Below are 24190 nucleotides of genomic sequence, written 5' to 3'. Positions count from 1 at the left end.
AATTCAATATGTTTCGCGTAATATCGGGCAAAGCTCCCGCCCCGGAGAATAAGAAATGCACAGCGACAATTCCTGGATCGCTCTGCGCGGTGCCAAAGACGAAGACATCCCCCTGTTTTCGTCGGCCCTGCTGATCGCCAAGGACGAATATCCCGAGCTGGCCTCGGCCGACTACGAGTCCCAACTGCGCGATTACGGCGAGCGCCTGCGCAAAATCCTCGACCCGACCGAAACCGCGGCGACGCAACTGCGCACGCTGAATGGTTTTCTGTTCGACGAGCTCGGTTTCTCGGGCAACGAACAGGACTATTACGATCCGCGCAACAGCTATCTCAACGATGTACTCGATCGGCGCCTCGGCAATCCGATCTCGCTTGCCGTCGTGCAGATCGAACTCGCGCGCCGGCTCGACGTGCCGCTCGAAGGCGTCTCGTTTCCGGGACATTTCCTCGTGCGCTTGCCGCTCGACGAAGGCATCGTCGTGCTCGATCCGTTCCAGAAGGGACGTTCGCTCGATGCGGCCGAGCTGCGCCGCCGCGCGCGCACGCATCTCGACACCCACGACATCGACGACGCGCGCCTTGCGCGCATGCTCGAACCGGCAAGCCATCGCGCGATCCTCACGCGCATGTTGCGCAACCTGAAAGGCGTCTACGCCGAGCGCGAGCAGTGGGACAAGGCGCTGCGTTGCTGCGACCGCCTGCTCACGCTCGACTCGCACCAGCCGGGCGAGTATCGCGATCGCGGCCAGTTCTATCTCAAGCTCGGCCATGTGCGCGCGGCGAGCGAGGATCTGCGCCGCTATCTCGCGCTGATGCCGCAGGCCGAGGACGCCGACACGGTTTCGCTGCAGCTCGCCGAGATTGGCACGAATCTGCCGCGCCTGAATTGAATTCCGCTCGTGGAGCGGATGCGGTGGAGATTGTCGGCGGAGCCGACGAGTTGTTGCATGCCTTGGCCGCACCCGCGACTTGGCAACTTCATGTGAAGCTGCTGCAAAAACTGCCCGCGGTCGAAATTCCCGGGGGCCGGAAAGAGGTGCTTCATCGCTTGCTGATGCGCGATCTCTCGCACCCGAACAAATTCGTTCGGGCTTGGGCGTATGGTGGATTGGCGACGCTCGCGCACCAATTTCCGGAATTCGAAGGCGAAGTGAGCGCGATCTTCGCGCTGGGATTGAGGGACGAATCGGCTGCAGTAAAGGCTCGAATCCGGAATGCGCGGGGAAAGCCCAGAGCGTCGCGTGGGCCAGGAGCAGGCGCTCTAGTCCACCGATCTAACTCGTTCTGAAATCACCTCGGCTACATCGTGGTTGCGGTAGGTCCGGGTCTCGCTATATTTGCAATCCAATCGTTTGAAGGGATGGCACCGATGGACGGTGTTCCGGAATGGAAGGCGCGCGCGGAGGTCTGGCGAAGCTTCGCGTTCGTTTTGGCGACATCTCTCTTGGCGCTCGTGGCTCATGATGTTGCTTATCTGACTCACGAGTACGCTCATTCCGTGATGGCTTGGTCGCTGGGGTGGATGCAAAGGCCATTCGGCATCGACTATGGCCCGGCAACGGTCTACAACATCCTCTTCCTCGGCGATGTGTCCGACAACGTCGACTACACGCCGATCTTCGCGAGCGGACACGGGGTGGCTGTGGCGGTCATCGCTTTGTCCGGGCCGTTCTTGGGCAACGGCGCGCTCTACTTTGCCGTCTATATGCTGGCTTCGATGCCCTGGATGAGTTCACAGCGTTATTGGCTGATGTTTCTCTACTGGCTATCGCTTATGTGCGCCGCCAACGTATGGAGCTACGTGCCAATCCGGGCCATCACGACCCACGCCGATATAGCTCTCGCCGCGAACGGTTTCGGCATCTCAACCTTGGTTTTGTTTCCGTTCGTGATGATTCCGTCGATCTTTATCACGGGCCATTTCCTGACCCGGATGTTTCCCGCAGTTTATCGGCAAATTGCAGCGGGTTCGGCGGTGAATCTCGCTGTCCTGATCGCGTTTACCGGGTTCTGGTATTTCTCTTTCTTCGGTGGCGATGGGATCGGCGGCTCCTATGGCCTGGTTTCCCAGATACTTTCGATCACTTCGCGCTATCTGTTGTTTCCGCTTTGCGTCGCCTATCTGTCCGCGCGGCACATGGACTGGGCGAGGGATGAGGGTTAAGGGCCGAAGCACGGCCCTCAGCCGTCAGCGCTTAAATCTCCATCATCTCGAAATCCGCCTTGGTCACGCCGCAGTCGGGGCAGGTCCAGGTTTCCGGAATGTCTTCCCAGCGTGTGCCCGGCTCGATGCCGTCGTCGGGCCAGCCTTCCGCTTCGTCGTAGATCCATCCGCAGACCACGCACATGAATTTGCGGAAAGGAGTGTCGTCGGCCTGAGGGGCGGTAGCGTTCATGGTCGGAATCAAAGTTTTTGAGGAAAGAGTGCGGCCGGGAGAGGCCGTTGTACGATCTTCGCGCCCGCTTGCGGGCGCAAAATATTCGCCGATTTTACCGGTACACTCGGGCACATGCACCCAAGCCTGAGCCGACCCGGCCTCTACGCGATCACAGACGGCCCGCGCGCCGATCTTCTTGCCGCCGCCGAAGCCGCTCTGCGCGGCGGTGCGGTGCTGCTGCAGTACCGCGACAAAACCGCGGACGGCGACCGCCGCCTGCGCGAGGCGCGGGCCTTGCGCGAGCTCTGCGCGCGCCACGCTGCGGCGCTGATCGTCAACGACGACGTGGATCTCGCAGCGGCTGTGGCCGCGGCGGGCGTGCACCTCGGCGAAGACGACGCGGACATCGCCGACGCACGCCTGCGCCTTGGCGCGGGTGCGCTGATCGGCGTGTCCTGCTACGACTCGATCGAGCGGGCGCGACAAATGGCCGCAGCCGGCGCGGACTACCTCGCCTTCGGCGCGTTTTTCCCTTCGCCGACCAAGCCGAGCGCGCGCCGCGCTGTGCCGACCCTGTTGCGCGAGGCGAAGGTGTTCGGCCTGCCGCTGGTGGCAATCGGCGGCATCACGCCCGACAATGCGCAGCCGCTCGTGGAAGCCGGCGCCGACTACCTCGCCGTTATCTCCGGCGTGTTCGGCGCGGCCGATCCCTATGCCGCCGCGCAAAAGTATAAAAAGTTCTTTTTGCCGGCGGATGGCGAAGCCGAGCGCAGGCCATAGCGACGCGATTGATCGCGCCCGGCTGTTGTTCGGCACGCGGTGGAAAAAGCAGGGCGCAATGATTTGCGCTTCTGCGCGAAACCCGCATAAACACAAATATTTTTGAGACCTTACCTATGACCACGAATCACGATTGGTTCCAGCGCGCCCAACCTCTTATGCCCGGCGGCGTCAATTCGCCCGTGCGTGCGTTCAAGTCGGTCGGCGGCGAACCGTTCTTCACCGATCACGCTGACGGCGCCTATCTCTGGGACGCCGACGGCAAGCGCTACATCGACTACGTCGGCTCGTGGGGGCCGATGGTCGCCGGCCACAACCATCCCAAGGTGCGCACGGCAGTCGTCGAGGCCGCGCGCGCGGGCCTGTCGTTCGGTACGCCGTGTCCCGCGGAAGTGCGCATGGCCGAGGAGATCACGCGCCTGGTGCCTTCGGTCGAAGTGTTGCGCATGGTCAATTCCGGCACCGAGGCGACGATGTCGGCGATCCGGCTTGCGCGCGGCGCGACCGGGCGCGACAAGATCGTCAAATTCGAGGGCTGCTATCACGGTCACGCCGATTCGTTCCTGGTCAAGGCGGGCTCGGGTGCGTTGACCTTCGGCGTGCCGACCTCGCCGGGCGTGCCGAAGGTGCTGGCCGATCTGACCCTGACCCTGCCGTACAACGATCTCGACGCGGCGAAGGCGCTGTTCGCCGAGGCCGGCGAAGAAATCGCCGGCCTGATCATCGAACCCGTTGCCGGCAATATGAACTGCATACCGCCGCGGCCGGGCTACCTGCAGGGACTGCGCGAGTTGTGCACGCAATACGGCGTGCTGCTCATTATCGACGAAGTGATGACCGGTTTCCGCGTCGCCCTCGGCGGTGCGCAGGCGCTGTACGGCGTCACGCCCGATCTTTCCACCTTCGGAAAAATCATCGGTGGCGGCATGCCGGTCGGCGCGTACGGCGGCAAGCGCGAGATCATGGAAAAGATCGCGCCGTCGGGTCCGGTGTATCAGGCCGGCACCTTGTCGGGCAATCCGATCGCGATGGCGGCTGGGCTTGCGATGCTCGAAGTGATCCAGGCGCCGGGCTTCTACGCCGAACTCGAACGCAAGACGATTCTGCTCACCGACGGCCTCGTTGCCGTCGCGCGCGAAGCCGGCGTGCCGTTCAGCGTCAACCGCGTCTGCGGCATGTTCGGCCTGTTCTTCAGCGCCGAGAAGGTGGAAACCTTCGCCCAGGCCACGGCCTGCGACGTCGCGGCGTTCAACCGCTTCTTCCACGCCATGCTCGATCGCGGCGTTTATCTCGCGCCGTCGGCGTTCGAAGCCGGATTCATTTCGACCGCACACAGCGAGCAGGACATCGCCGATACGCTCGATGCGGCGCGCGCGGCGTTCAAGGCAGCGGCGGGCTGAAGCTTTATTGAAGAGCCGAGTCCCGGCTTATCGCACATTCTGTGCGAGGTCGGGGTGAAGCGCGCACGGGATGGCGAGCTGGATCCCGTGTCATCGGCCATCCATGGCCTGCACGGGATGAGTGCATCCTGCACTCAGTTTGCTTCTTTGACCGGAATCGCGCTGATGCTGCTTTCGGCCAGGGCGCGCTTGGACGTTTCGGTTTCGCTCGCAGTCGCAAACGGCCCGAGGCGCACGCGGTGCAGGGTTTTGCCGTCGGTGGTGCTCGTGTAGACCTTGGCGGTGAAACCGAGCATCGCGAGCTTGGCCTTCAGCGCCTCGGCGGCGCTTGCGTCGCTGGTCGCGGTGACCTGCAGCATGTAGCGTCCACCGCCCGCGGCCGGCGGCGGGGTTGTCGACGGCGTCGTCGCAGTGCCGTTGTTCGCCGCGTTCGCCTGCGCCTGCTGCTTGGCGCGCGCCTGTTCCGCCTTGGCCTTGGCGGACAGTTCCGAATCGGGAATCACCACTTCTTTTTCCGGCAGCACCGAATAGAAATCGTAGTTGCTCTTCGGCGGCGCGGGCGGCTGCGCCTTGGCCGTTTCCTCGGCAATGGCTTTCTCCGATTCCTTCGGCGCGACCGCTTCGGGATTCGGCTGCGGCAGGTTCTTGCCGCCGCGCAGCGTCGGTATCTTGCCGCCATAGAGCACGGCGAGCGAGCCGACCACGCCGAGCAGGGCGCCGAGCAGCACCATCGCCCACGCGGGCGTCTGCCGGCGGTCGCCGTTGCGCTGCGCTTGCGAATTCCGTTTTGCCATTACATCTGCTCCGGGGCGGAGACGCCCAGCAAGTCGAGTCCGTTGGCGAGCGCCTGGCGCGCGGCGACGGCGAGAGCGATGCGCGCGTCGCGCACGTCGACATCTTCGACGATGAATTGATGCGCGTTGTAATAGGTATGCAGTGCGTAGGCAAGCTCGCGCAGATAACTCGCGATCAGATGCGGTTCGAGATTCAACGCCGCCGCCTCGACCACTTCCGGGTAGCGCGAAATCTCGGCCATGAGCGCGGCTTCGTGCTCGCTGCCGAGCTTGTCGAGCTTGGCCAAGCCGTTTGCACGATCCCATTGGATTCCGCGCTCGTCGAGCTGGCGCAGCACGCTGCATACGCGCGCATGCGCATACTGGATGTAGTAGACCGGATTGTCGTTCGACTGCGAGCGTGCGAGATCGATGTCGAACACCATCTGCGAGTCGGATTTGCGCGCGATCAAAAAATAGCGCGTCGCGTCGCGGCCGACCTCGTCGATCAGGTCGCGTAGAGTGACGTAGCCACCTGCGCGCTTGCCAAGTTTTACCTCTTGCCCATCGCGCATCACTGTCACCATCTGGTGCAGCACGTATTCGGGCCAGCCCTTCGGGATGCCCATGTCGAGAGCCTGCAGGCCCGCCTTCACGCGCATCAGGGTCGAATGATGGTCGCTGCCGTGCTCGTTGATCACGCGCTGGTAGCCGCGCTTCCATTTGGTCACGTGATAGGCGACATCGGGCAGGAAGTAGGTGTAGCTGCCGTCTGACTTGCGCATGACCCTGTCCTTGTCGTCGCCGTAGTCGGTGGTGCGCAGCCAGAGCGCGCCGTCCTGCTCGAAAGTATGCCCGTGCGCGATGAGTTCGCTCGCAGTCTTCTCGACGAGGCCGTCGGTGTAGAGCGAGGATTCGAGATAGTAGGTGTCGAACGGCGCAACGCCGAATGCTTGCAGATCGAGATCCTGTTCGTGGCGCAGATAGGCCACGGCGAAGCGGCGGATCGCGTCGAGATCGTTCGCGTCGCCGCTCGCCTGCACGTCGCGCCCGTCCGCGTGCGCGACGTCGCCCGCGAGAAAGGCGCGCGCGACGTCCTTGATGTAGTCGCCACGGTAGCCGTCGGCCGGCCAGCGCGGATCATCGACGTCAATGCCGAGGCAGCGCGCCTGCACTGACTTGGCGAGGTTGTCGATCTGCGCGCCGGCGTCGTTGTAGTAGAACTCGCGGCCGACGTCGGAACCGGTCGCCGCGAGCACGCGCGCGAGGCAGTCGCCGACCACGGCGCCGCGGCCGTGGCCGATGTGCAGCGGTCCGGTCGGATTGGCCGAGACGAACTCGATCTGGGTTTTCTTATTGCCGCCGATCGTGCTGCGGCCGTACTGCGCACCCGCCGCAAGCACTTGCTTCACTTCTTCGTGATACGCAGCCGGGCTCAGGAAGAAATTGATGAAACCGGGCCCGGCGATCTCCACTTTCTGCAAAAGTGTACTTTGCGGCAAAGCGGCGACGAGCGCCTGCGCGAGCGCGCGCGGATTGCTGCGCGCGGGCTTGGCCAGGGCCATGGCCGCGTTCGTGGCGAAATCGCCGTGCTCGCGGCTCTTGGTGCGTTCGAGAACGAAGGCGGCAACGGCGTCGGCCGGCAGTGTGCCGGCCTTGCGCAGGCCGTCCAGCGCCTGCTCGATCAGGGAGCGTAATTGTTCTTTCACAAAGGGCAGTATTTTTAGGAACGCTGCGTATTGTAGGGCCTCAAGATGTTTAGGAAAGGGCAGCGCCAAGCAGCGCCGTCATGCGGCCGCCGGAGCGCGTAGGGACGCCAGGCCCGGCGCCGCGCGTCATGCCGTGATTGACAGCGTCCATGTGTATCAATATATTGATACACATGGACGCCTCTCTGCTCCTCATTCAGCCCGCGGCACCCGAGCCGATCTATCGCCAGATCGTCGGCCAGCTGCGGCGCATGATCGCGAGCGGGCAACTGGCGCCGGGCGATCTGCTGCCGTCGGTGCGCGACGTCGCCGGGCAGCACGCGATCAATCCGATGACGGTCTCGCGCGCCTACAGCTTGCTCGAAAGCGAGGGCGCGCTCGAACGCCTGCGCGGCAAGGGCATGGCGGTCGCCGCCACGCATCGCCGCATTCAGCCCGAAGACAAACGCATGCAACTGATCGACCTGCATCTGCGCGAGCTCGCCCGCCAGGCGCGCGAGTTGGAACTGCCGTCCGAACCGATCTTGCGCCGGCTCGGTGAACTGCTGGAGGACCAGGAATGAACGCCGTATCCGCTACGACAAGGAGCCCCGCCTTGGAAAATTCCGCCATCGTCGTCGGCGACGCGGGCGCCGCGCCGATCTGCGTGCGCCGTTTGTCCAAGCGCTACGACGCCAGGCAGGTGCTCAACGACGTCAGCCTGTCGATCGAACCGGGCAGCGTGCTCGGCCTGATCGGGCGTAACGGCGCCGGCAAATCGACCCTGATCCGCACGATGCTCGGCCTTATCGAGCCCGACATCGGCACGGCCGAGATTTTCGGCGAACGCGCGCTGGCGATGAGCGACCGCGCCAAGGAACGCCTCGCTTACGTGCCGCAGCAGCCGGACGCCTTGGCCTGGATGAAGGTCGGGACCATGCTCGACTACGTTGCGCGTTTCTATCCGACCTGGGACGCGGATTTCGCGCGCAATATGCTCGACCGCTGGCAACTGCCGCGCGATGCCCTGCTCGGCAAACTTTCGCCCGGCGAGCGCCAGCGCATCGATCTCGTGCGCGCGCTGGCGATTCGCCCGCAACTGCTCGTGCTCGACGAGCCGGCGGCCGCGCTCGATCCGGCCGCGCGGCGCGAGTTGCTCGCCGAAATCGCCGTGCGCGCCGCCGATGCGGGTACGACGGTGTTGTTTTCCACGCATATCGTCTCCGATCTGGAGCGCGTCGCCTCGCGCATTGTCTTCCTGCATCAGGGCCGCGTGCTGCTCGATGCGCCGGCTGACGAGATCAAGGAACGCTTTGCGCGGCTCATCGTGCCGAAAGACGCGGTCACGAGCGACAAGCTCGCCGTCGAGCTGCATCGGCGCAAATTGAGTGACGGCTCGGCTGCGCTCGTGATCGAGCGCCAGCCCGGCGCGGACTGGCCCGAGATCGCCTACGTGCCCGGCGCGCGCCTGGAAATCCTCGGCCTCGAAGATCTGTTCGTCGAGGTGGCGCAATGAAACCCGCGCAAGCGTTCGCCGCGTTCGGCGTCGGCCTGTCGGCAACGCAGAAAATCGTCTACGCCGGCGCCGCCGTAATGCTCTTTAGCGGCACCATGTCCCTGCTGCAGGGCGACCATCTCGACGGCAAGGGAATAGGCCCGTTCTATTTCCTCGCCTTTGCCGGAATCATGTGGTGGTCGGTCGCGGCGAACCGGACCCTGATGCTCATCCAGGACGCATATCGGCTGCGCATGCCCGCGGCGATCCGCGCCACCTTGGCCGGACTGATCGTGCATTTCGTTTGCATCGTGGCCGCGCCGGCGACGGTCGCGGCGGTGCACGGCAGCGCCGGCTTTTCGGCAATGCTCGCGTTCGGTACCTGCCTGGCGCTGGGCGCCTTCGCCGCGCCCGTGCTGCCGCGGACGTTTTCGCTCGCCGGCGGCATGGTCGGACTGCTGCCCTTGCTCTGCTGGCTGCTCGCCAACAAGGGCATTCTGCCGGGCGTGCGCGACAGCGGCTTTTCGCTGTGGGCCTGGAGTGCGGCGGCGGCGATGGCGTATTTCCTCTACCACCGCCGGCACGCGCTGCTCGAAGATTCGACCGACGACACGGCCGACGGCGGCGCGCTGCTGCTCGGCCGCTATCGCCGCCAGCTGCTTTCCGGCCGATCCGGTTGGGATACGTCGCTACAGGACTTCTCCACGCCGGGCGCGACGAAGCGCATCCGCCTCGACGCAGCAAAGCCGGGCAATCCGGTGCAGGCGGTGCAGGTCTGGCTCGGCAATCCGTTCGCGCCGGTGTCGGTGCCGATGCAGGCGCAGCGCTATTTGCTGCCCCTGCTGATCAGCGTGCTGACCGCGTTCCTGTTCGTCTCGCTGCACCTGGTCAACAACATGGGGCTCGTGGTCATCATCTTCGGCCAGAACGCGTTCATGACCCTGCGCAATCTGTTCGTACCGCGCCTCATCAGCGCGTTCACCGGCAACGGCGGCGATCTCGAACTGCTCGGCACCCAGCCCGGCATTGGCAGCGGCGAGACGGCCAAGCGCGCCGTGCTCGTCGCTGTATTCAAGCCGCTGCTGATCGGCTGTGCGGTGCAGTTCGTCTGCATGGTGGCGTTGGCGCAGGCCATGAGCGGAATCATCGGCGAGCAGCTTGTCCACGGCAATGTCTTCCAGATCAGCAGCGTCGTCGCCGCCCTGGTCTGCGGCGACGTATTCGTTGCCGTGCTGATGCTCAATGCCCTGATCGGCCGCGCCATCGCGCGCTGGAACGAGGTGTTGCTGCTGATCCTCGCGATGTTGATCGCCCTGACCATTGGCAATGCGCCGTTTGCGTCGCCGTACGTCAACGCGCTGGTAATCACCCTGCTGCTCGGCTTCTTCGTGCCGCTGGCGTGGCTCGGCGTGCGGGCGTGGCGCGAATTCGGCCGCCGCGCCCATCCGTTCGTACTCGGCTCGTGAATCGACAAGGACCGCTCATGTCGCGCATCACTGCAGAAACCCTTGAACGCGAATACGGCTTGCCGCGTCGGATCGCGAACGAAATCCTCGCCGAACAACGCCAGCGCGCGCTGCGCCGGCATTGGCAGTGTTGGAGCCTGCTCCTGTTTCCGCCCATTCTGGTGGGCGCGACCCTGTTTTCGCCGTATCGAGCGCTGGCGTTGCCTTTTCTGATGGCAAGCCTGCTCTGGGTCCAACTCGGCCTTTACCTTGCCGACCGTTATGCCGAACCGGCCGTGCGCACGGCCGCAAGCGAGAAAGCCGACCGCCTCGCCGGGAAACGCCCGTCGCGCGGGCGCGCTGGGCTTCCCTGGCGGATTTAACGCCCGGCGAGGTAGATTTCCGCACGACGTCGGAACCGCATTGCTGCTAAGGTTTCCCGTCATCGAACAGCACATCGCCTCGGCGGAAGACAAAACCTCATGCGTATACTCGTGATCGAAGACGATGCCCTCGTGGCCGACGGCATGGTGCGCGGCCTGACCCAGAGCGGCTTCGCGGTCGACCGTGTGTCGAGCGCGGAGATGGCCGAAGCGGCGATGCAGCAGGAGACGTTCGACCTGCTCCTGGTCGACCTCGGCCTGCCCGGCATCGACGGCTTCGAGTTCGTGCGCCGCGTGCGCCGTGCCGGCAGCAGCCTGCCGGTGCTGATCGTCACCGCGCGCGACGGCCTTGCCGATCGCGTCAACGCGCTCGACATCGGTGGCGACGACTATCTGGTCAAGCCGTTTGCCGTGCCCGAACTCGCCGCGCGCTGCCGTGCGCTGATCCGGCGCAGCAAGGCGTCAGGCAATCCGCAGGTCGGTGTCGGCAGCCTGCATCTCGATCTGCCGCGGCGCGAAGCGCGCGTCGGCGGCGAACCGCTCGACCTGACTCCGCGCGAATGGGCCGTGCTCGAATGCCTGGCCCTGCACGCGGGCCAGGTCGTGCACAAGGAACGCCTGCAGCAGGCGGTGTCGAGCTGGAGCGACGACATCACGACGAACGCGGTCGAAGTCTACGTTTCGCGCCTGCGCGCCAAGCTCGGCGATACGGTATCGATCCGCACGGTGCGCGGGCTCGGCTATCGCCTCGACGAAAGCTGAGCGCCGCGTGGCGAACGCGTCCGCTCCGCGCGTATTCTCGATCCGGCGGCGTCTGCTGCTGTTGCTGTCGGCGCCGCTCGCGCTGCTGCTCGCGGCTGGCGTGCTGATCGACTATCTGTCGACGACCACCCCGCTCGACGCGGCCTACGACCAGGTGCTGGCGAGTTCGATCGTCGCGGTGGCCGCGCATCTCGACATCGGCGCCGACGGCAAGGTGAGATCGGAATTGTCCGACCAGGCGATCGCCGTGCTGCGCGCGGACAATCACGACGAAATCTATTATCTCGTGCTCGGCACGAACGGCGAGTTCGTCGCCGGCGACGCCGGCCTGCCGACCGCGGCCGCGAACCGCGACAATCCGTCATTTGCCGACGCGGAATACCGCGGCGTGCCGGTGCGCGTGGCGACGTATCGGTTGAACAACGCGGGCAACACCATCCTGATCAGCGTCGCCGAGACGACGAACAAGCGCAGCGGCGCCGCGCACGACATGCTGACTTTCATCGTCGCGAGCGACGTCGCGCAACTGCTCGGCACTCTGCTTCTGGTCTGGGTCGGCGTGCGCGTCGGCCTGCGCCCGCTGCTCGCGCTGCGCGACCAGATCGCGCGCCGTTCCGCACGCGATCTCGCCGCGCTCGACGAAGCGCAGGTGCCGAGCGAAGTGCGCCCGCTGACCCAGGCGCTCAACCGCCTGTTCGCGACCGTCGCCGAAGCGGCGAGCGCACAGCACCGCTTTCTCGCCAACGCCGCGCATCAGTTGCGCACGCCGCTGGCCGGGCTGCAGGCCCAGCTCGAAGTGCTGTCGAGCGACTTCAAGCAGCAGGGCATCGCCGATCCGGCGCTCGGCGCGCGCGTCGCGCGCCTGCATGCCGGCATGCAGCGCCTCGGTCATACCGCGAATCAGTTGCTCGCGCTCGCGCGCGCTGAGCCGTCGGCGAATCCGGCCGGCGATTTTCGCCAGCTCGACCTTGCCGATCTCGCCAAGGACGGTGTCGCCGCGCACTTCGACCGCGCCCTTGGCGTGCGCATCGACCTCGGCCTCGAAGCCGCACCCGCGCGCGTGCAGGCCAGTGACTGGCTGCTGCGCGAGCTGCTCGCCAACCTGATCGACAACGCGCTCGCGTACACGCCGGACGGCGGCAACGTCACCGTGCGCTGCGGAATCGAGCGCGGCGCACGCACGGCGGAAGGAAGCGCGCCCGACGCGGCGTTTCTCGAAGTCGAGGACGACGGCCCCGGCATTCCCGAAGCCGAACGTGCACGCGTGTTCGAGCGCTTCTACCGCATCGCCGGCGGCGAGCGCGAAGGCAACGGCCTCGGCCTCGCCATCGTCGAGGAAATCGCGCGCGCGCACGGCGCCACGGTCGAACTCGCCGCGGGCGCCGAAGGCCGCGGCACGCGTGTGCGCGTGACGTTCGCCGCGAGCGGCGGCTGAATTCGCCGCGCCGGTGCCCCGGCTCAGGCCGCGCGGCGCGAGAACTTGCTGCGCAGCCAGCGCTCGCACGGCAGCGAGTAGCCGCGTGCGATCGCGAGGCCGAGCAGCCACGACAACACGAGTGTCGGCGGATACCAGATCCAGCCCCAAGGCTTGCCGAGGTCGAGGTTTTGCGCGAGCGTGACGATCGCGAACACGCAGAACATGTGGAACAGATAAATCTCGTAGCTGAGCCGGCCGCAGGAGCACAGCCAGCCGAGGCCGCGCAGTCGCCACGGCGTCGCCGATGCGGCCTGCCAGTGCAGGCCGAGCACGAGAGACGCAGCGCTGCCGATCAGCAGAAGCAGATAGTGGTGATGGATGAGCTTCCAGACGAAGGCACCGGCAAAAAACACCGAACAGATGCCAGCGACGCCGAGCAGGCACAGCGCGGGCGCGAGCCAGCGCCGCGGCTGCGGTACGCGCGCGGCGAGCATCGCGCTGAGTACGCCGACGGCGATCGCCGACATGCCCGGAAGATAGGCTTTCTCCGACCAGATTTCGTTCTTCTGCGCATCGATCGCCTCGCGCACGAACGGCACCGACAAGGCGAGCGCGACCAGCACGGCGACGAAAGCCCAGCGCCCGCGGCCGAGAGTCAGGCAGAGCAGCGGGAAGGCGAGGTAGAACACCTCTTCGATCGACAGCGACCAGATCACGTCCCAGCCGCCCGGCAGATAACCGTAGCTGCCTTCGTACCAATTCAAATACAGGCCGAACACCGAGGCGATCGCGCCGCCGAGCGACTGTTCCGGCCTGCTGATGACGAAGTTCGGCACGCCGGCGAGGTGGAACACGCTCAACAGAAATACCACGAGCACCAGGGTCGGCAGGATGCGCGAGGCGCGCAGCGCGTAGAACCGGCCCGGTGCGATCTGCGGCAGTTCGCGCCAGCGTTCGAGCGAACGGCGCGTGATCAGGAAGCCGGAAAGCACGAAGAACAGGAACACGGCTTCGTAGCCGTTCCAGTTCAGGCCGCGCAGCAGCCACGCGGGCAGGAAGGCCGCGAGCGCGGTCTTCGCGAGCGGAATGCGGATGCCGATGTGATTGAAGATGACGAAGATGATCGACACGCCGCGCAGCGCATCGAGGCCGCGGTTGCGGTCGGCGGTGCGCGCTGCGGGCGCCGCCGCCGAAGTGTTCGGTTGGTCCAAGCCGGGGCTCGCGTCCGTCGCCGAGATCGCCATACCGTCGCTCATTTCGTCTCCAACCTGTGAGTCAAGAACAGGTCCTGCATGGCCCAGAGCAGGCCTACCGGAAAGGTCGTCGTGTGATACGCGCCCTCGACGACTTTCGCATGCACTTTGAGGTTCGGATAACGGCGCGAGCGCAGTGCCTTCACCATCGCCGCCTGATCGGCGACCATATTTTCGTCCGTGCATTCTTTCGGCGTGCGTCCGCACGGCGCGGGATGCTCGTTCGCGCCGATCGCGAACCAGACGTTCGCGTTCAAATCCTTGTGCTGCTCGGCGAACTTTGCTTCGAGCGGAAACATCGCGCGGCGGTTGTACCAAAGCGACGCGCTGGTCAGCACATAGTTGCGGAACAGAGCCGGCTCGGTGAACAGCACCCAGAGGCCGAACAGGCCGCCGAACGACTGTCCGGCCAAGGTGCGCTGCGCGGGATCGATGCGGTACGTGGACTCGGCCAGCGGCATCGCCTCGTTCCTGATGAAATCGAGATAGGCCGCGGCGCCGCCGGTCGGATAGGGTTTGTCGCGGATGTCGGGAAACGGCGTCAGGTCGCGTTCGCGGCTCACCACGGGTTCCTCGCCGCGGGCATAGGAGAGGCCGACGAGGATGAAATCCTCGAACGTGCCCTGGTTGAACGGCACGCGCGTCATGCCCGAGGCGACCTGGAACGTGTACGGCCCGTCGGTCAGATACACCGCCGGATACTTGCGCTGCGCGTTCTCCGGCTTGTCATAGCCGGGCGGCAGCTTGACGTAGATTTCATAGGTGCGGCCGAGCGTGCGCGAGACCAGGGTGTGCACGTGGCTGCGCTCGACTTGGAACGGCGGCGCGGCGTCGGCGGCTGGCGGGGTTTCGGCGGTGAAGCCGGTAACGGAAAAAACGCTGGTGAAAAACAGCAATGCCGCACGCAGCGGCGTGGGAAATCCCCTGCTCATCGTGGTTCTGCGGAAAAAAAACGAGCGGCGAGAATACGCGAAGGCCGGTAAAGAAATCGCTGCACCGGTTACGCTGTCGTCGCCGCGAGTTGGGATCGATTCAGCCCGGTCCGAGGCTGGCGAGATCGCGCTTGGCCGCGTCGAGCCACGGCGCTTCTTTGCGCCGGTAGTAGCTCGGTGAGACTTTCGCGCGCTTGAGCATGTCGTTGAATACCTCGCGCGCCTCGCGGTAGCGCGAACGCTGCACGAGCAGGGCACCGTAGCGGTAACGCGCCTCCTCGCCCGGATAGCTCGTGGCGAGATCGCGGTAGCGCGCGAGCGCCGCTTCCGGATCGCCGAGCGCCTCGTCGATGCGCGCACGCAGCAGGTCGGCATCGTTCGAGCGCAACTGCGGATTCGCCGCATAGAGTTTGTCCAGCGTTTCGCGCGCGCCGGCATGGTCGCCGAGGCCGACCTGGGCCTGGGCGAGGCCGATCGAAAAACCGACATCGTTCGCATGGATACCGGTGAGGATCGAGCGATACAGATCCGCGGCGTTGGCGTAGTCGCCGAGGTTCAGGCATTCCTCGGCCAGCGCGCGCCGGTTGTCGACGGTATTGGCGAGTTCGAGACGCTGCTCGATCTGCTTGCGCCGGCGCTCCGGCGCCATCGTGTCGAGCACCTTCGTCGCCGTCTTGCGCGCGCGCGGATCGTGGCGGAGATCGGGCAGCACGTTGGCGATCACATAGATGATCACGCCAAGATAGGAGCCGATCAGGATGATCCAGATCCAGTACAGCTCGCGGCGCGTGCGCACGACGTGGACGGCGCAGGCGATCTGCAGGGCGAGCGAGAGAAGAACGACTATCGGCATACGACGTCCTCAGTGCGTCTGTTTCGGTTTGGCCGCTGCGCGCGCGGCGCGGAATTCGCGGTCCGCCGAGCATTGCGGCCACGTCGTCTCGTCGGCGAGGAGCTTGCCGTGCGCGGCGAAATCTTCGGCCTTGATCGCGGCAGAAAATGCGCTGCCGGCGGGCGCTGCCGAAGACGGGTCGGCGGCGATCAGTGCGATGAGCGGCAGGAGCGCGAAGCAGCGCATTGCGGAACTCCGAAGCGAAACGGGTTCCGGATTGTAGGCAGCGCGTGTGAAGGCCGCCAGCGGCCCGGCTTCGGAGTAATGCCTGGGTTTGAAACCTGTTCGTCTTGAACGTGGGCCCGGACGGCCGGAGTCGAAAGGCGCTTTCGAATTCATCCGCTGCGCGAGCCGGGCTCAGCGCAAACGGGATGTGGAAATTTCGAACTGAGACGCTGCCGGCTCCGGCGCCATGCGCACCGGAGCCGGCTGGTCGTTCTTACTGCGGCGGCTGGTCGCCGCTGAACTTCTGCGCGGTCGCGCCTTCGACCGGGCCGATCGTCGCGCTGTCGCTGACCCAGAGTTCGACTTCGCGCTTGAACTTCAGCGTGCCCTGGACCACCGCGTGCGGGCCGATCACCACGCGCGGCTTGCGCGAGTTCATGCTGAACCAGCTGTGGTTTTCCTCGACGACGATGCCGCCCTCGACGCGCGAGTTCGCGCCGACCAGGATGTCGCCGTTGACCGTATCGAGGCCGCCGCCGACGTGCGCCGCGTCGAGCTTGATGCCGCCGTTGACGTTGGCCGCCTTGCCGGTGACGTCGGCGCCCGAAGCGAGCGAGATCGAGCCGTTGACCACGTTGACGTCCTTGCGGATGCGCGTATTGCTGCCGAGCTTGATGCCGCCATTGACCGACTCGACCGAATCGAGCGACGAGCCCGAGCCGACGTCGATGCCGCCGTTAACGGTCTGCGCGCTCTTCGCCTGTGCGTTCGAGCCGACGCGGATGCCGCCGTTGACCGTGGTGAGGCTGCCGGCGCTGCCGCCGTCGGCGACGGTGATGCCGCCGTTGACCTTGTCGATGTCGCCGTCGTCGGCGAAGGCCGGCGCGACGAAGCCGAGGGTGAGCAACAGGGCGAGTTTGTAGCGGATCATGGAAATCTCCCGGATTGTGGTGTCTGGAATCGGTCTGCAGGCATTCAGATGCGGGCAGCGGAAAAAAAGTTTAGGTCTTCGGCGACCGGGTTCCGTTTTCGCGGAATGACGGCAGCCGCGGGATTTCCGCTACCATTTCGGCCATCCGCCGTTCGCTCTCCAAAGAAGGTTTGTCGTGCCCGCACCGAAGCCGATTCTGCTCCTGATCCTCGATGGCTGGGGCCATCGCGACGATCCCGCCAACAACGCGCTGGCTCAGGCCAAGCTGCCGACCTGGAACCATCTTATCGCGACCTACCCGCATACGCTGGTCGAGACACACGGCCGCTTCGTCGGCCTGCCCGACGGGCAGATGGGCAATTCCGAAGTCGGCCACATGAACATCGGCGCGGGCCGCGTCGTCTATCAGGACCTCACGCGCATCGATGCGGCGATCGAGGACGGCAGCTTCTACACCAACGCCGCTCTGGTCGGCGCATGCAAGGCCGCTGTGAATTCCACTCTGCACGTATTCGGCCTGCTCTCGCCCGGCGGCGTGCACAGCCAGGAACAACACATCTTCGCGATGCTCGATCTCGCCCGCCGCGAGGGTGTTGCGCATGTCGCCGTGCACGCCTTTCTCGACGGCCGCGACACGCCGCCGCAGAGCGCGCGCGCCTCGCTGGAGAAATTGCAGGCGAAGTGCGCGGCACTCGGCAACGCGCGCATCGCCACGATCAGCGGGCGCTACTACGCGATGGACCGTGACAAGCGTTGGGACCGGGTCAAGCTGGCCTGGGACGCGATCGTCGATGCGCAGTCGGAATTTCACGCGAGCGATGCCGAAGCCGGACTCGACGCGGCGTATGCGCGCGGCGAGACCGACGAGTTCGTCAAGCCGACCGTCATCGGCGCCGGCGCGAAAATCGCCGATGGCGACGCGGTGGTCTACATGAACTTCCGCGCCGACCGCGCGCGCCAGCTCACCCAGGCCTTCGTCGATCCGGCGTTCGCCGGTTTCGCCGCCGCGCGCAAGCCTAAGCTCGCCGCATTCGTGAGCTTGAGCGAGTACAGCGCCGAGCTGGCGGTCAGCGCGGTCGCCTATCCACCGCAATCGCTGTCGAATTCGCTCGGCGAATACCTCGCCGCGCAGAGACTGACGCAGCTGCGCATCGCCGAGACGGAGAAATACGCGCACGTCACCTTCTTCTTCTCCGGCGGCCGCGAAGAACCGTACGCGCGCGAAGACCGCATCCTCGTGCCGAGCCCCAAGGTCGCGACCTACGACCTGCAGCCGGAAATGAGCGTGCCCGAGCTTGCCGACAAATTGTCCGCGGCGATTCGTGGCAAGCAGTACGACTTCATCGTCTGCAATATCGCCAACGCCGACATGGTCGGCCACACCGGCATACTCGCTGCGGCGATCAAGGCCGCCGAGGCCGTCGACGCAGCGCTCGCGAAGATTCTCGCCGCAATCCTCGACGCCGGCGGCGAAATGCTGATCAGCGCCGACCACGGCAACTTCGAACAGATGCTCGACGAGAACGGCATCCCGCACACCCAGCACACAGTCGGCCCCGTGCCGCTCGTCTACGTCGGCCGCAAGGCGACGCTCGAACACGGCGCACTGCGCGACCTCGCGCCTACCGCGCTCGCGTTGATGGGGCTGGCGCAGCCGGCGGAGATGACGGGGCATTCACTCGTGCGGTTCGCTTGAGTCTGCTTTCTCTGTTTCGTTTCTTGGCGGTGTTTCGGTCGAGGCCGGAGTTCCGTTCTGCTCTGGCTCGTCATCCCCGCGTGCTTTTGGCGGGGATCCAGCGACTTTGCTTTGGCTCTTTGGCGTTTGAAGAGCAGAGCTTCCACTCGCCCTGCGGGCGAGCGGGTTACTTTTCTTCAGCAGCGAAGAAAAGTAACCAAAAGACGCCGCCCCAGAACATTGCGCCCTATGGGCATCCTGCCCATAGGGTCCGCGACAACGGCCGGGTTCCGCTAATTGCACATCCGTGTGCAATAGCGGAATGCGCGCGATCCTCGCGCGCACCCTACGGGCCTGATCGTCCGCTGTCGCCGCAATGTAATGGGGACCCGGAGAAGCCGGAGCAGCGCGCGTCGTGCGCGCCGAAGCTAGAGCAAGAAGCAGGCGCTCCACTCTCGGCTCTGCCTTTGCTTTTGCTTGTGATCTCGGGTCCCCGTCAGCCGCGGCGAGGGTATGACGGATTCGCCCGTAGGGTCGCGCGCAGGATGCGCGCGAGTTCGCGAATGGACAGGGATGTCCATCGAGCGAACCCCGGCATGACCTCGCGAACTCGCAGCGAAGCTGCGAGCGCGGCTCCCGGGGTGTGTTCTCTTTGGTTACTTTCTCTTGCACAAGCAAGAGAAAGTAACCCGCTCGTCCGCAGGACGAGTGGAAGCTTTTGCTCTCGCTCTCACCCGTCAAAGTCAAAGCAAGAGCTGGATTCCCGCTTTCGCGGGAATGACGAGCGGGAGAAGCGAAAGCCGAGCACGTTGGATCGTGCCTCAGCAAGGCCACGCCTCGCACAAATAACAAGCAAAGCCGCCGCAATCGTGCTGACCGTCGCCAGCCTGCTCGCCGCGAGCCCGGCCTACTCCCAAAACGACGAAACCCAGCGCGCCGCCCAAGAAGCCGAGACCAAACAAAAGCTCGACTCAGTGCGTGCCGAGATCAAGAAAATCGTCGACGCACAAAAAGAAACCGGCGCACAGAAAGACGCTGCGGTCGTCGCCCTGCGCGACCAGGATCTGAAAGTCGCGGCCGCAGCGAAGGAACTGCACGCGATCGACCAGAAGCTTGCCGGCCAGCAGGACAAGCTGCAGCAACTGGAAACCCGGCGCGATGCACTCAACGTCAAGCTCACGGCGCAGCGCGAGACGCTTGCGGTGCTGCTACGTTCGGCTTATGTCGTCGGCCACGGTGAGGAACTGAAGCTGCTGCTCGCGCAAGAGGACGTCGCCAAGATCGGCCGCATGCTCGAGTACTTCCACTACTTCGAGCGTGCGCGTGTCGAACAGATCAAGGCCCTGCTCAAGGATCTCGACGCGCTGGCGCAGGTGCACAAGGAGATCGACGACGAAACCGCACAGCTCACCGCAACGCGCGCGCAGCGCGCCGACGAGGCGAAGCAGCTCGATGTCGAGCGCGCGCAGCGCGTGCAGGTGCTCGCGGACCTCGACAAGCAGCTCAAGGACGATCAGGCCAGGCTCGCCGCTCTCGGCCAGGACGAAAAGGAGTTGAGCGACCTGCTCGCGAAACTGCGCGACGTGTTCGCCGACATCCCCAAGCAGCTCGCCGGCGCGGAACCGTTCGCTTCGCAGCGCGGTCGTTTGAACTGGCCGGTGCGCGGCAAACTGGTCACGGCCTTCGGTGCGAAGTCGGGCGATCGGCTGTCGAGCGGCATCGTGATCGCCTCGAACGAGGGCGCGGAAGTGCACGCGGTATCGCACGGCCGCGTCGTCTTTGCCGACTGGATGCGCGGCTTCGGCCTGTTGCTGATCGTCGATCACGGCGACGGTTATCTGAGCCTTTACGGCTACAACGAGACTCTGCTCAAGGACGTCGGTGATTGGGTCAGCGCGAACGAAGCCATTGCCACGAGCGGTGCCACCGGCGGGCAGAAAACGCCGGGGGCGTATTTCGAGTTGCGCGCGCAGGGCAAGCCGATCGATCCGCGCGGCTGGCTCAAGCCTTGATTGTGCGGCGCGAGGCTTTACCTAGGTTTACGTGTCCACCGTGCATAATCGTGCCGCTTCGTCGCCTTTGAAGGTTCGCGCCATGTCGATCAAACCCTTAGTAGTCGCACTTGCTTTCGCCGTGTGCTCGCCGTTCGCCTACGCCGACGAAGCCAAGCCCGGCGCCCCGCCCGCGGCACCCGCGGCCGATGCAGCGAAGAAGCCGAGCGTCGATATCAACGACGTGCGCGCCTTCGCCGCGGTGTTCAGCCTGGTCAAACAGGCCTACGTCGAGCCGGTCGACGACAAGACCTTGATGCAATCCGCGGTCAAAGGCCTGCTCGCTAATCTCGATCCGCACAGCGAATACCTCGACGAAAAGGCAATGACCGAACTGTCGGAAGACACGACCGGCAGCTACAACGGCCTCGGCATCGAAGTGCTCACGGTCGAAGGCACCCTGCGCGTGGTCGCGCCGATCGACGATTCGCCGGCCGAACGCGGCGGAATCAAGCCGGGCGACACGATCGTGCGCATCGACGGCAAGCCGATCACCGCGGAAAACGCGAGCGAAGCCTCGAATATGCTGCGCGGCAAGGCCGGCACTCAGGTCACTCTCGGCGTCGTCCACGAGGGCGCGAATGCGCCGGTCGACATCAAGCTCATGCGCGAAGCGATCCGCGTCGCCAGCGTCAAGACGCGCTGGATCGAACCGGGCTACGCCTATCTGCGTATCTCGCAGTTCCAGGAAGACACCGGCGGCGAGGTCAAGCGCAAGCTTGCCAAGCTGCGCGACAAGAACCAGGCGATCAAAGGTCTCGTGCTCGATCTACGCAGCAATCCGGGCGGCCTGCTGACCGCGGCGGTGGAAGTCAGCGACGATTTTCTCGACAAGGGCGTGATCGTCACGACCAAGGGCCGGCTCAAGCAGTCCGACCTGAGTTTCAATGCGACGCCGGGCGACTTGATCGACGGCGCGCCGATCGTCGTCCTCGCCGACAACGGCACCGCGTCGGCCGCCGAGATCGTCGCCGGCGCGCTCAAGGACAATCACCGCGCGCTGATCATGGGCCGCCGCACGTTCGGCAAGGGCTCGGTGCAGACCGTGCTGCCGCTCGACGACACTCATGCGATCAAGCTGACCACGGCGCGCTACTACACGCCGAGCGGCGTCTCGATTCAGGCCGAAGGCATCCGCCCCGATATTGAACTCGGCGATCTCAAGCTCGTCGCGCGCGACACGCCGCCGAGCTTCATCACCGGCGAGCGCGACCTGCCGAACCACCTCAAGGGCACCAATGAGAAGGACGGCGTCGACGACGACAAGCCGAGCGCGCGCGGCAATACCGACGACTACGCGCTGAGCGAGGCGATGAACGTGCTCAAGGGCCTGGCGCTGCAGCGCAAGCCGGCCGCGGCGGCGCAGGAGAAGAACGGCTGACGGCATCGGCAATGGATCCCTATCGGATATTTGCCGCCCGGCATTGGCAAGTCACCCATCGGCGCGATTCCCGATATTCGGGTTATCTGATGGTTTCCGCGCGCGAGGGCAAATCTGAGCTGCATGAGCTGAGTCCGGCATCGCTGCAGGAACTCGGAGCCGTGCTCGCCGATGCCGAGCGCTTGCTGCGCTCGGCTTATGCGCCGCAAAAAGTCGTTTTCTACAAGCTCGGGTTTTCGCCGGGATTCGCGATTCATTTCCACGTCGCGCCGGTGACCGCCGAGCTGCTCGACGAAATCCGCGCTCACCCCGGCTATGCGGACGATCCGGACGGCAACGATGCGATCCTGTTCCTGAGCCGCGTCTACTGCGAACGCGAACTCGATCGCGAAGAGTCGGCGCGCATGGCGCAGGAGATTCAGCGATTGCGGCACCTGGCCGAAGAAACGCTTGGCGTGGCCGAGGATGTTTGAGGCGGATTCGCGAACGCGCGGATTCGGCTGATCAAATCTCGTGTTCGTGCGTTCGCTTCGCGTTACGGCTTGCGCAGCGGCGGCGCGATCGGGAACGGCGTGACGACTCTCTCGCCGCTGGTTGCGTCGCGGATCACGAGCGGCGCGCGCTTCTCCACTTCTTCCACGCGCTGGATGCACTGGATCGGCAGGTGCAGCACGCGCGTATTGCTGAATTCTTCGCGCAGGCGCTCTTCGGTCGGATCGATGACCACGCCTTCGCCTTGCTGGTCGAACACCAGATCGCCGACCTCGGTGAAGCCCCAGAGCGCGCTCGATGCGACATGGCGTGCGTAGAGTTCGAGCGTCTTGCCCTGGCTCAGGAAGGTGACCTTGTACAGTTTCTTGCTCTTCATGCGCGCATTCTCGCACGACCGGCGCGGCGTGTGATCCGCTTCGCCTACGAGCGCAGTCGGCGCGCGATGGCCGGTTTCGACACGAGCGCGAACAGCAGCCCGGCGGCGAAACCGGCAATGTGCGCGCCCCACGCAACCGCGCCGAAGGCCGGGCCGACGAAGGTGAACGCGATCTGCAGCAGGGCCCAGAAGCCGATCAGCAGTGGCGCGGGAATACGCACGAATTCGAGAAACATGCCGAGCGGCAGCACGAGCCCGAGGCGCGCGCGCGGGAACAAGCCCAGATAGGCGCCGATGATCGCCGACACCGCGCCGCTCGAACCGACGATCGGCCGGGTCGTGTTCGGCAGGATCACCGCCTCGGCGAGATTGGCCAGCGCGCCGCCGAGCAGGAACAGCAGAAGAAAACGCCACGGCCCGAGCGCGCGCTCGGCCGGCACGCCGAAGATCATCAAGAACAGCACGTTGCCGGCCAGATGCAGCCATCCCGCATGGATGAACAACGCGGTGCCGAGGCGCAGCCAGCGCAATTCGATCAGCTGTTGCAACAGCGGCGCGTTGGCATCGAAGAGGCGCGCCGGCACCGTGCCCCATTCGCGCACGAACTGCAGCCAGCGCTCGCTGTCGGGTGTGAACGCGAGCCAGAGGAACATGACGATGCAGGCGATGACGATCGCAAGCGTGGCCCAGGGCAGGGACGCCTTGCGTTGGCGGTCGACGTAGACGAACACGCGCCGCGCTCGCGGATTAGGAACCAGGCCGCGGCAGCAGCACGCGCCGGCCCTGGAATTCGAGCACGAGCCCGGCCGGACGGATTTCCTGTACGGTGACGCCGCGAATACTCTCGCCCTCGACCACGCGCGTGCCGTCGATGATGGCGAAGCGGCGTTTCGGATCGGGTGAATAAACCTGCATCGTGATCGGCAGGACGGGCAGGGCGCTGCGCAGTTCCGGCGGCAATTCGTCGACGGTGGGTACGTCGCTCGTGGGCGGCGGCGGGGCGGGCGCAGGCGCGGGCGGATGCACGGCGGCCGGCGGCGGAGCGGATACAGGCGCAGGCGCCTGGGCCGGAGCGGGGGCCGGCACCGCGGCGGGAGGCGGTGCAGCTACGGGCAACGTGGCCGGCGTCGGCGGTGCCATGTCTTTTTTCGGCTGGGCGGGCGGCGGCGGATTTGCCGCGGCCGGAGGCGCCGCCGACACGGGCGCTTTGATTACTTGGCGTGGCGCGGTCGGAGACGTGGGCGGCGTGCCGGCATCGGCTTTCGCCGAAGGCTTGCCCGGAGCCGGATTGGTGGTCGACGGCACCGGCGCAGCATGCTGTCCGAGGAAACGCCAGCCGCCGGCTGCGGCGAGCACGACGACGGTGCCGAGCGCAAGCCACGGCAGCGCACTACGGCGACGCTTGGTCGCCGTGATCGGCGTGCCGAGATTCGGCATCTCGCCGAGGCGGCGCTGCGCTTCGGATTTTTTCAGGGCTTCGAGAATCAGCGACATGGGCTCGTCATTCGTAGGCTTTTCG

At 65.4% G+C, this 24190-nt stretch carries 26 protein-coding genes; 15 read left to right on the top strand and 11 right to left on the bottom strand.

What is annotated here, in order from left to right:
* The first annotated feature begins 55 nt into the window (after positions 1 to 55).
* The 3 genes from FFS30_RS16985 to FFS30_RS24095 all read left to right on the top strand — a co-directional run bounded on the left by FFS30_RS16985 (position 56) and on the right by FFS30_RS24095 (position 2166).
* Entirely contained in the window at positions 56 to 892 is an 837-nt protein-coding gene (locus FFS30_RS16985) for a tetratricopeptide repeat protein (protein WP_137914362.1), read from the top strand.
* Entirely contained in the window at positions 889 to 1290 is a 402-nt protein-coding gene (locus tag FFS30_RS16980; RefSeq protein WP_137914361.1) for a hypothetical protein, read from the top strand. The genes FFS30_RS16985 and FFS30_RS16980 overlap by 4 nt, the downstream gene beginning before the upstream one ends.
* Before the next feature lie 81 nt (positions 1291 to 1371).
* Positions 1372 to 2166, top strand: a complete 795-nt coding sequence (locus tag FFS30_RS24095) for a hypothetical protein (protein ID WP_212742499.1) — start codon at positions 1372 to 1374, stop codon at positions 2164 to 2166.
* A gap of 31 nt (positions 2167 to 2197) precedes the next feature.
* On the opposite strand, the gene FFS30_RS16970 is transcribed toward FFS30_RS24095, so the two are convergent.
* Positions 2198 to 2398, bottom strand: coding sequence for a rubredoxin (locus FFS30_RS16970; protein ID WP_137914360.1), 201 nt, complete (start codon positions 2396 to 2398; stop codon positions 2198 to 2200).
* A 114-nt stretch (positions 2399 to 2512) separates the two neighbouring features.
* On the opposite strand from FFS30_RS16970, the gene thiE reads away from it, so the two are divergent.
* Together thiE and hemL are read left to right on the top strand one after the other, a co-directional pair.
* Positions 2513 to 3160, top strand: a complete 648-nt coding sequence (gene thiE, locus FFS30_RS16965; protein WP_137914359.1) for a thiamine phosphate synthase — start codon at positions 2513 to 2515, stop codon at positions 3158 to 3160.
* Between the two features lie 116 nt (positions 3161 to 3276).
* Positions 3277 to 4560: a glutamate-1-semialdehyde 2,1-aminomutase gene (hemL, locus tag FFS30_RS16960; protein ID WP_137914358.1), complete on the top strand. Its 1284-nt coding sequence runs from the start codon at positions 3277 to 3279 to the stop codon at positions 4558 to 4560.
* A gap of 134 nt (positions 4561 to 4694) precedes the next feature.
* Here hemL and FFS30_RS16955 read toward each other — a convergent pair whose 3' ends face one another.
* Positions 4695 to 5354 carry an SPOR domain-containing protein gene (locus FFS30_RS16955; RefSeq protein ID WP_137914357.1) on the bottom strand — a complete coding sequence of 220 codons (660 nt, stop codon included), beginning with the start codon at positions 5352 to 5354 and terminating at the stop codon, positions 4695 to 4697.
* On the bottom strand, positions 5354 to 7042 hold the full coding sequence (gene argS, locus FFS30_RS16950) for an arginine--tRNA ligase (protein WP_137914356.1): 1689 nt from the start codon (positions 7040 to 7042) through the stop codon (positions 5354 to 5356). The genes FFS30_RS16955 and argS overlap by 1 nt, the downstream gene beginning before the upstream one ends.
* A gap of 173 nt (positions 7043 to 7215) precedes the next feature.
* Here argS and FFS30_RS16945 point away from each other — a divergent pair, with 173 nt between their 5' ends.
* From FFS30_RS16945 to FFS30_RS16920, 6 genes are all read left to right on the top strand, one after another.
* Positions 7216 to 7605 (top strand): GntR family transcriptional regulator, encoded by a 390-nt coding sequence (locus FFS30_RS16945; protein WP_137914355.1) that lies wholly within the window; start codon positions 7216 to 7218, stop codon positions 7603 to 7605.
* A gap of 32 nt (positions 7606 to 7637) precedes the next feature.
* Positions 7638 to 8537, top strand: a complete 900-nt coding sequence (locus FFS30_RS16940; RefSeq protein WP_249352531.1) for an ABC transporter ATP-binding protein — start codon at positions 7638 to 7640, stop codon at positions 8535 to 8537.
* Entirely contained in the window at positions 8534 to 9982 is a 1449-nt protein-coding gene (locus tag FFS30_RS16935; protein ID WP_137914353.1) for a hypothetical protein, read from the top strand. The genes FFS30_RS16940 and FFS30_RS16935 overlap by 4 nt, the downstream gene beginning before the upstream one ends.
* 17 nt (positions 9983 to 9999) lie before the next feature.
* Positions 10000 to 10344, top strand: a complete 345-nt coding sequence (locus tag FFS30_RS16930; RefSeq protein WP_137914352.1) for a hypothetical protein — start codon at positions 10000 to 10002, stop codon at positions 10342 to 10344.
* A gap of 99 nt (positions 10345 to 10443) precedes the next feature.
* Positions 10444 to 11106: a response regulator gene (locus FFS30_RS16925; protein WP_137914351.1), complete on the top strand. Its 663-nt coding sequence runs from the start codon at positions 10444 to 10446 to the stop codon at positions 11104 to 11106.
* A gap of 7 nt (positions 11107 to 11113) precedes the next feature.
* Positions 11114 to 12541: a sensor histidine kinase gene (locus FFS30_RS16920; RefSeq protein WP_137914350.1), complete on the top strand. Its 1428-nt coding sequence runs from the start codon at positions 11114 to 11116 to the stop codon at positions 12539 to 12541.
* A 23-nt stretch (positions 12542 to 12564) separates the two neighbouring features.
* Here FFS30_RS16920 and FFS30_RS16915 read toward each other — a convergent pair whose 3' ends face one another.
* The 5 genes from FFS30_RS16915 to FFS30_RS16895 all read right to left on the bottom strand — a co-directional run bounded on the left by FFS30_RS16915 (position 12565) and on the right by FFS30_RS16895 (position 16696).
* Positions 12565 to 13779 (bottom strand): acyltransferase, encoded by a 1215-nt coding sequence (locus FFS30_RS16915; RefSeq protein WP_249352530.1) that lies wholly within the window; start codon positions 13777 to 13779, stop codon positions 12565 to 12567.
* Positions 13776 to 14708 (bottom strand): alpha/beta hydrolase-fold protein, encoded by a 933-nt coding sequence (locus tag FFS30_RS16910; protein ID WP_137914349.1) that lies wholly within the window; start codon positions 14706 to 14708, stop codon positions 13776 to 13778. The genes FFS30_RS16915 and FFS30_RS16910 overlap by 4 nt, the downstream gene beginning before the upstream one ends.
* Before the next feature lie 100 nt (positions 14709 to 14808).
* Entirely contained in the window at positions 14809 to 15561 is a 753-nt protein-coding gene (locus FFS30_RS16905; RefSeq protein ID WP_137914348.1) for a tetratricopeptide repeat protein, read from the bottom strand.
* A gap of 9 nt (positions 15562 to 15570) precedes the next feature.
* Positions 15571 to 15786, bottom strand: a complete 216-nt coding sequence (locus FFS30_RS16900; RefSeq protein WP_137914347.1) for a hypothetical protein — start codon at positions 15784 to 15786, stop codon at positions 15571 to 15573.
* 253 nt (positions 15787 to 16039) lie between these two features.
* Complete coding sequence (locus FFS30_RS16895; RefSeq protein ID WP_137914346.1) at positions 16040 to 16696, bottom strand: hypothetical protein; 657 nt, start codon at positions 16694 to 16696, stop codon at positions 16040 to 16042.
* Positions 16697 to 16871: 175 nt separating this feature from the next.
* On the opposite strand from FFS30_RS16895, the gene gpmI reads away from it, so the two are divergent.
* From gpmI to FFS30_RS16875, 4 genes are all read left to right on the top strand, one after another.
* Positions 16872 to 18392: a 2,3-bisphosphoglycerate-independent phosphoglycerate mutase gene (gene gpmI, locus FFS30_RS16890; protein WP_137914345.1), complete on the top strand. Its 1521-nt coding sequence runs from the start codon at positions 16872 to 16874 to the stop codon at positions 18390 to 18392.
* Between the two features lie 848 nt (positions 18393 to 19240).
* Positions 19241 to 20383 carry a peptidoglycan DD-metalloendopeptidase family protein gene (locus FFS30_RS23915; RefSeq protein ID WP_171014686.1) on the top strand — a complete coding sequence of 381 codons (1143 nt, stop codon included), beginning with the start codon at positions 19241 to 19243 and terminating at the stop codon, positions 20381 to 20383.
* An 82-nt stretch (positions 20384 to 20465) separates the two neighbouring features.
* Entirely contained in the window at positions 20466 to 21803 is a 1338-nt protein-coding gene (locus FFS30_RS16880; protein WP_137914343.1) for a S41 family peptidase, read from the top strand.
* Positions 21804 to 21814: 11 nt separating this feature from the next.
* Entirely contained in the window at positions 21815 to 22276 is a 462-nt protein-coding gene (locus tag FFS30_RS16875) for a hypothetical protein (protein WP_137914342.1), read from the top strand.
* A 62-nt stretch (positions 22277 to 22338) separates the two neighbouring features.
* Here the strand turns inward: FFS30_RS16875 and FFS30_RS16870 are convergent, their stop codons facing one another.
* The 3 genes from FFS30_RS16870 to FFS30_RS23910 are packed head-to-tail and all read right to left on the bottom strand — an operon-like array spanning position 22339 to position 24165.
* Positions 22339 to 22671 carry a DUF1820 family protein gene (locus tag FFS30_RS16870; protein WP_137914341.1) on the bottom strand — a complete coding sequence of 111 codons (333 nt, stop codon included), beginning with the start codon at positions 22669 to 22671 and terminating at the stop codon, positions 22339 to 22341.
* 44 nt (positions 22672 to 22715) lie between these two features.
* The gene (locus tag FFS30_RS16865; RefSeq protein ID WP_137914340.1) at positions 22716 to 23402 is read right to left on the bottom strand and encodes a rhomboid family intramembrane serine protease; all 687 of its coding nucleotides are present in this window, start codon (positions 23400 to 23402) and stop codon (positions 22716 to 22718) included.
* A 16-nt stretch (positions 23403 to 23418) separates the two neighbouring features.
* The gene (locus FFS30_RS23910; RefSeq protein ID WP_171014685.1) at positions 23419 to 24165 is read right to left on the bottom strand and encodes a general secretion pathway protein GspB; all 747 of its coding nucleotides are present in this window, start codon (positions 24163 to 24165) and stop codon (positions 23419 to 23421) included.
* Positions 24166 to 24190 lie beyond the last annotated feature (25 nt).

It is taken from the genome of Rudaea sp. 3F27F6 (assembly GCF_005503555.1).
GTDB lineage: Bacteria > Pseudomonadota > Gammaproteobacteria > Xanthomonadales > Rhodanobacteraceae > Rudaea.
The sequence above is the reverse complement of the archived record's forward strand: the minus strand, read 5'-3'. Positions and strand labels throughout refer to the sequence as shown.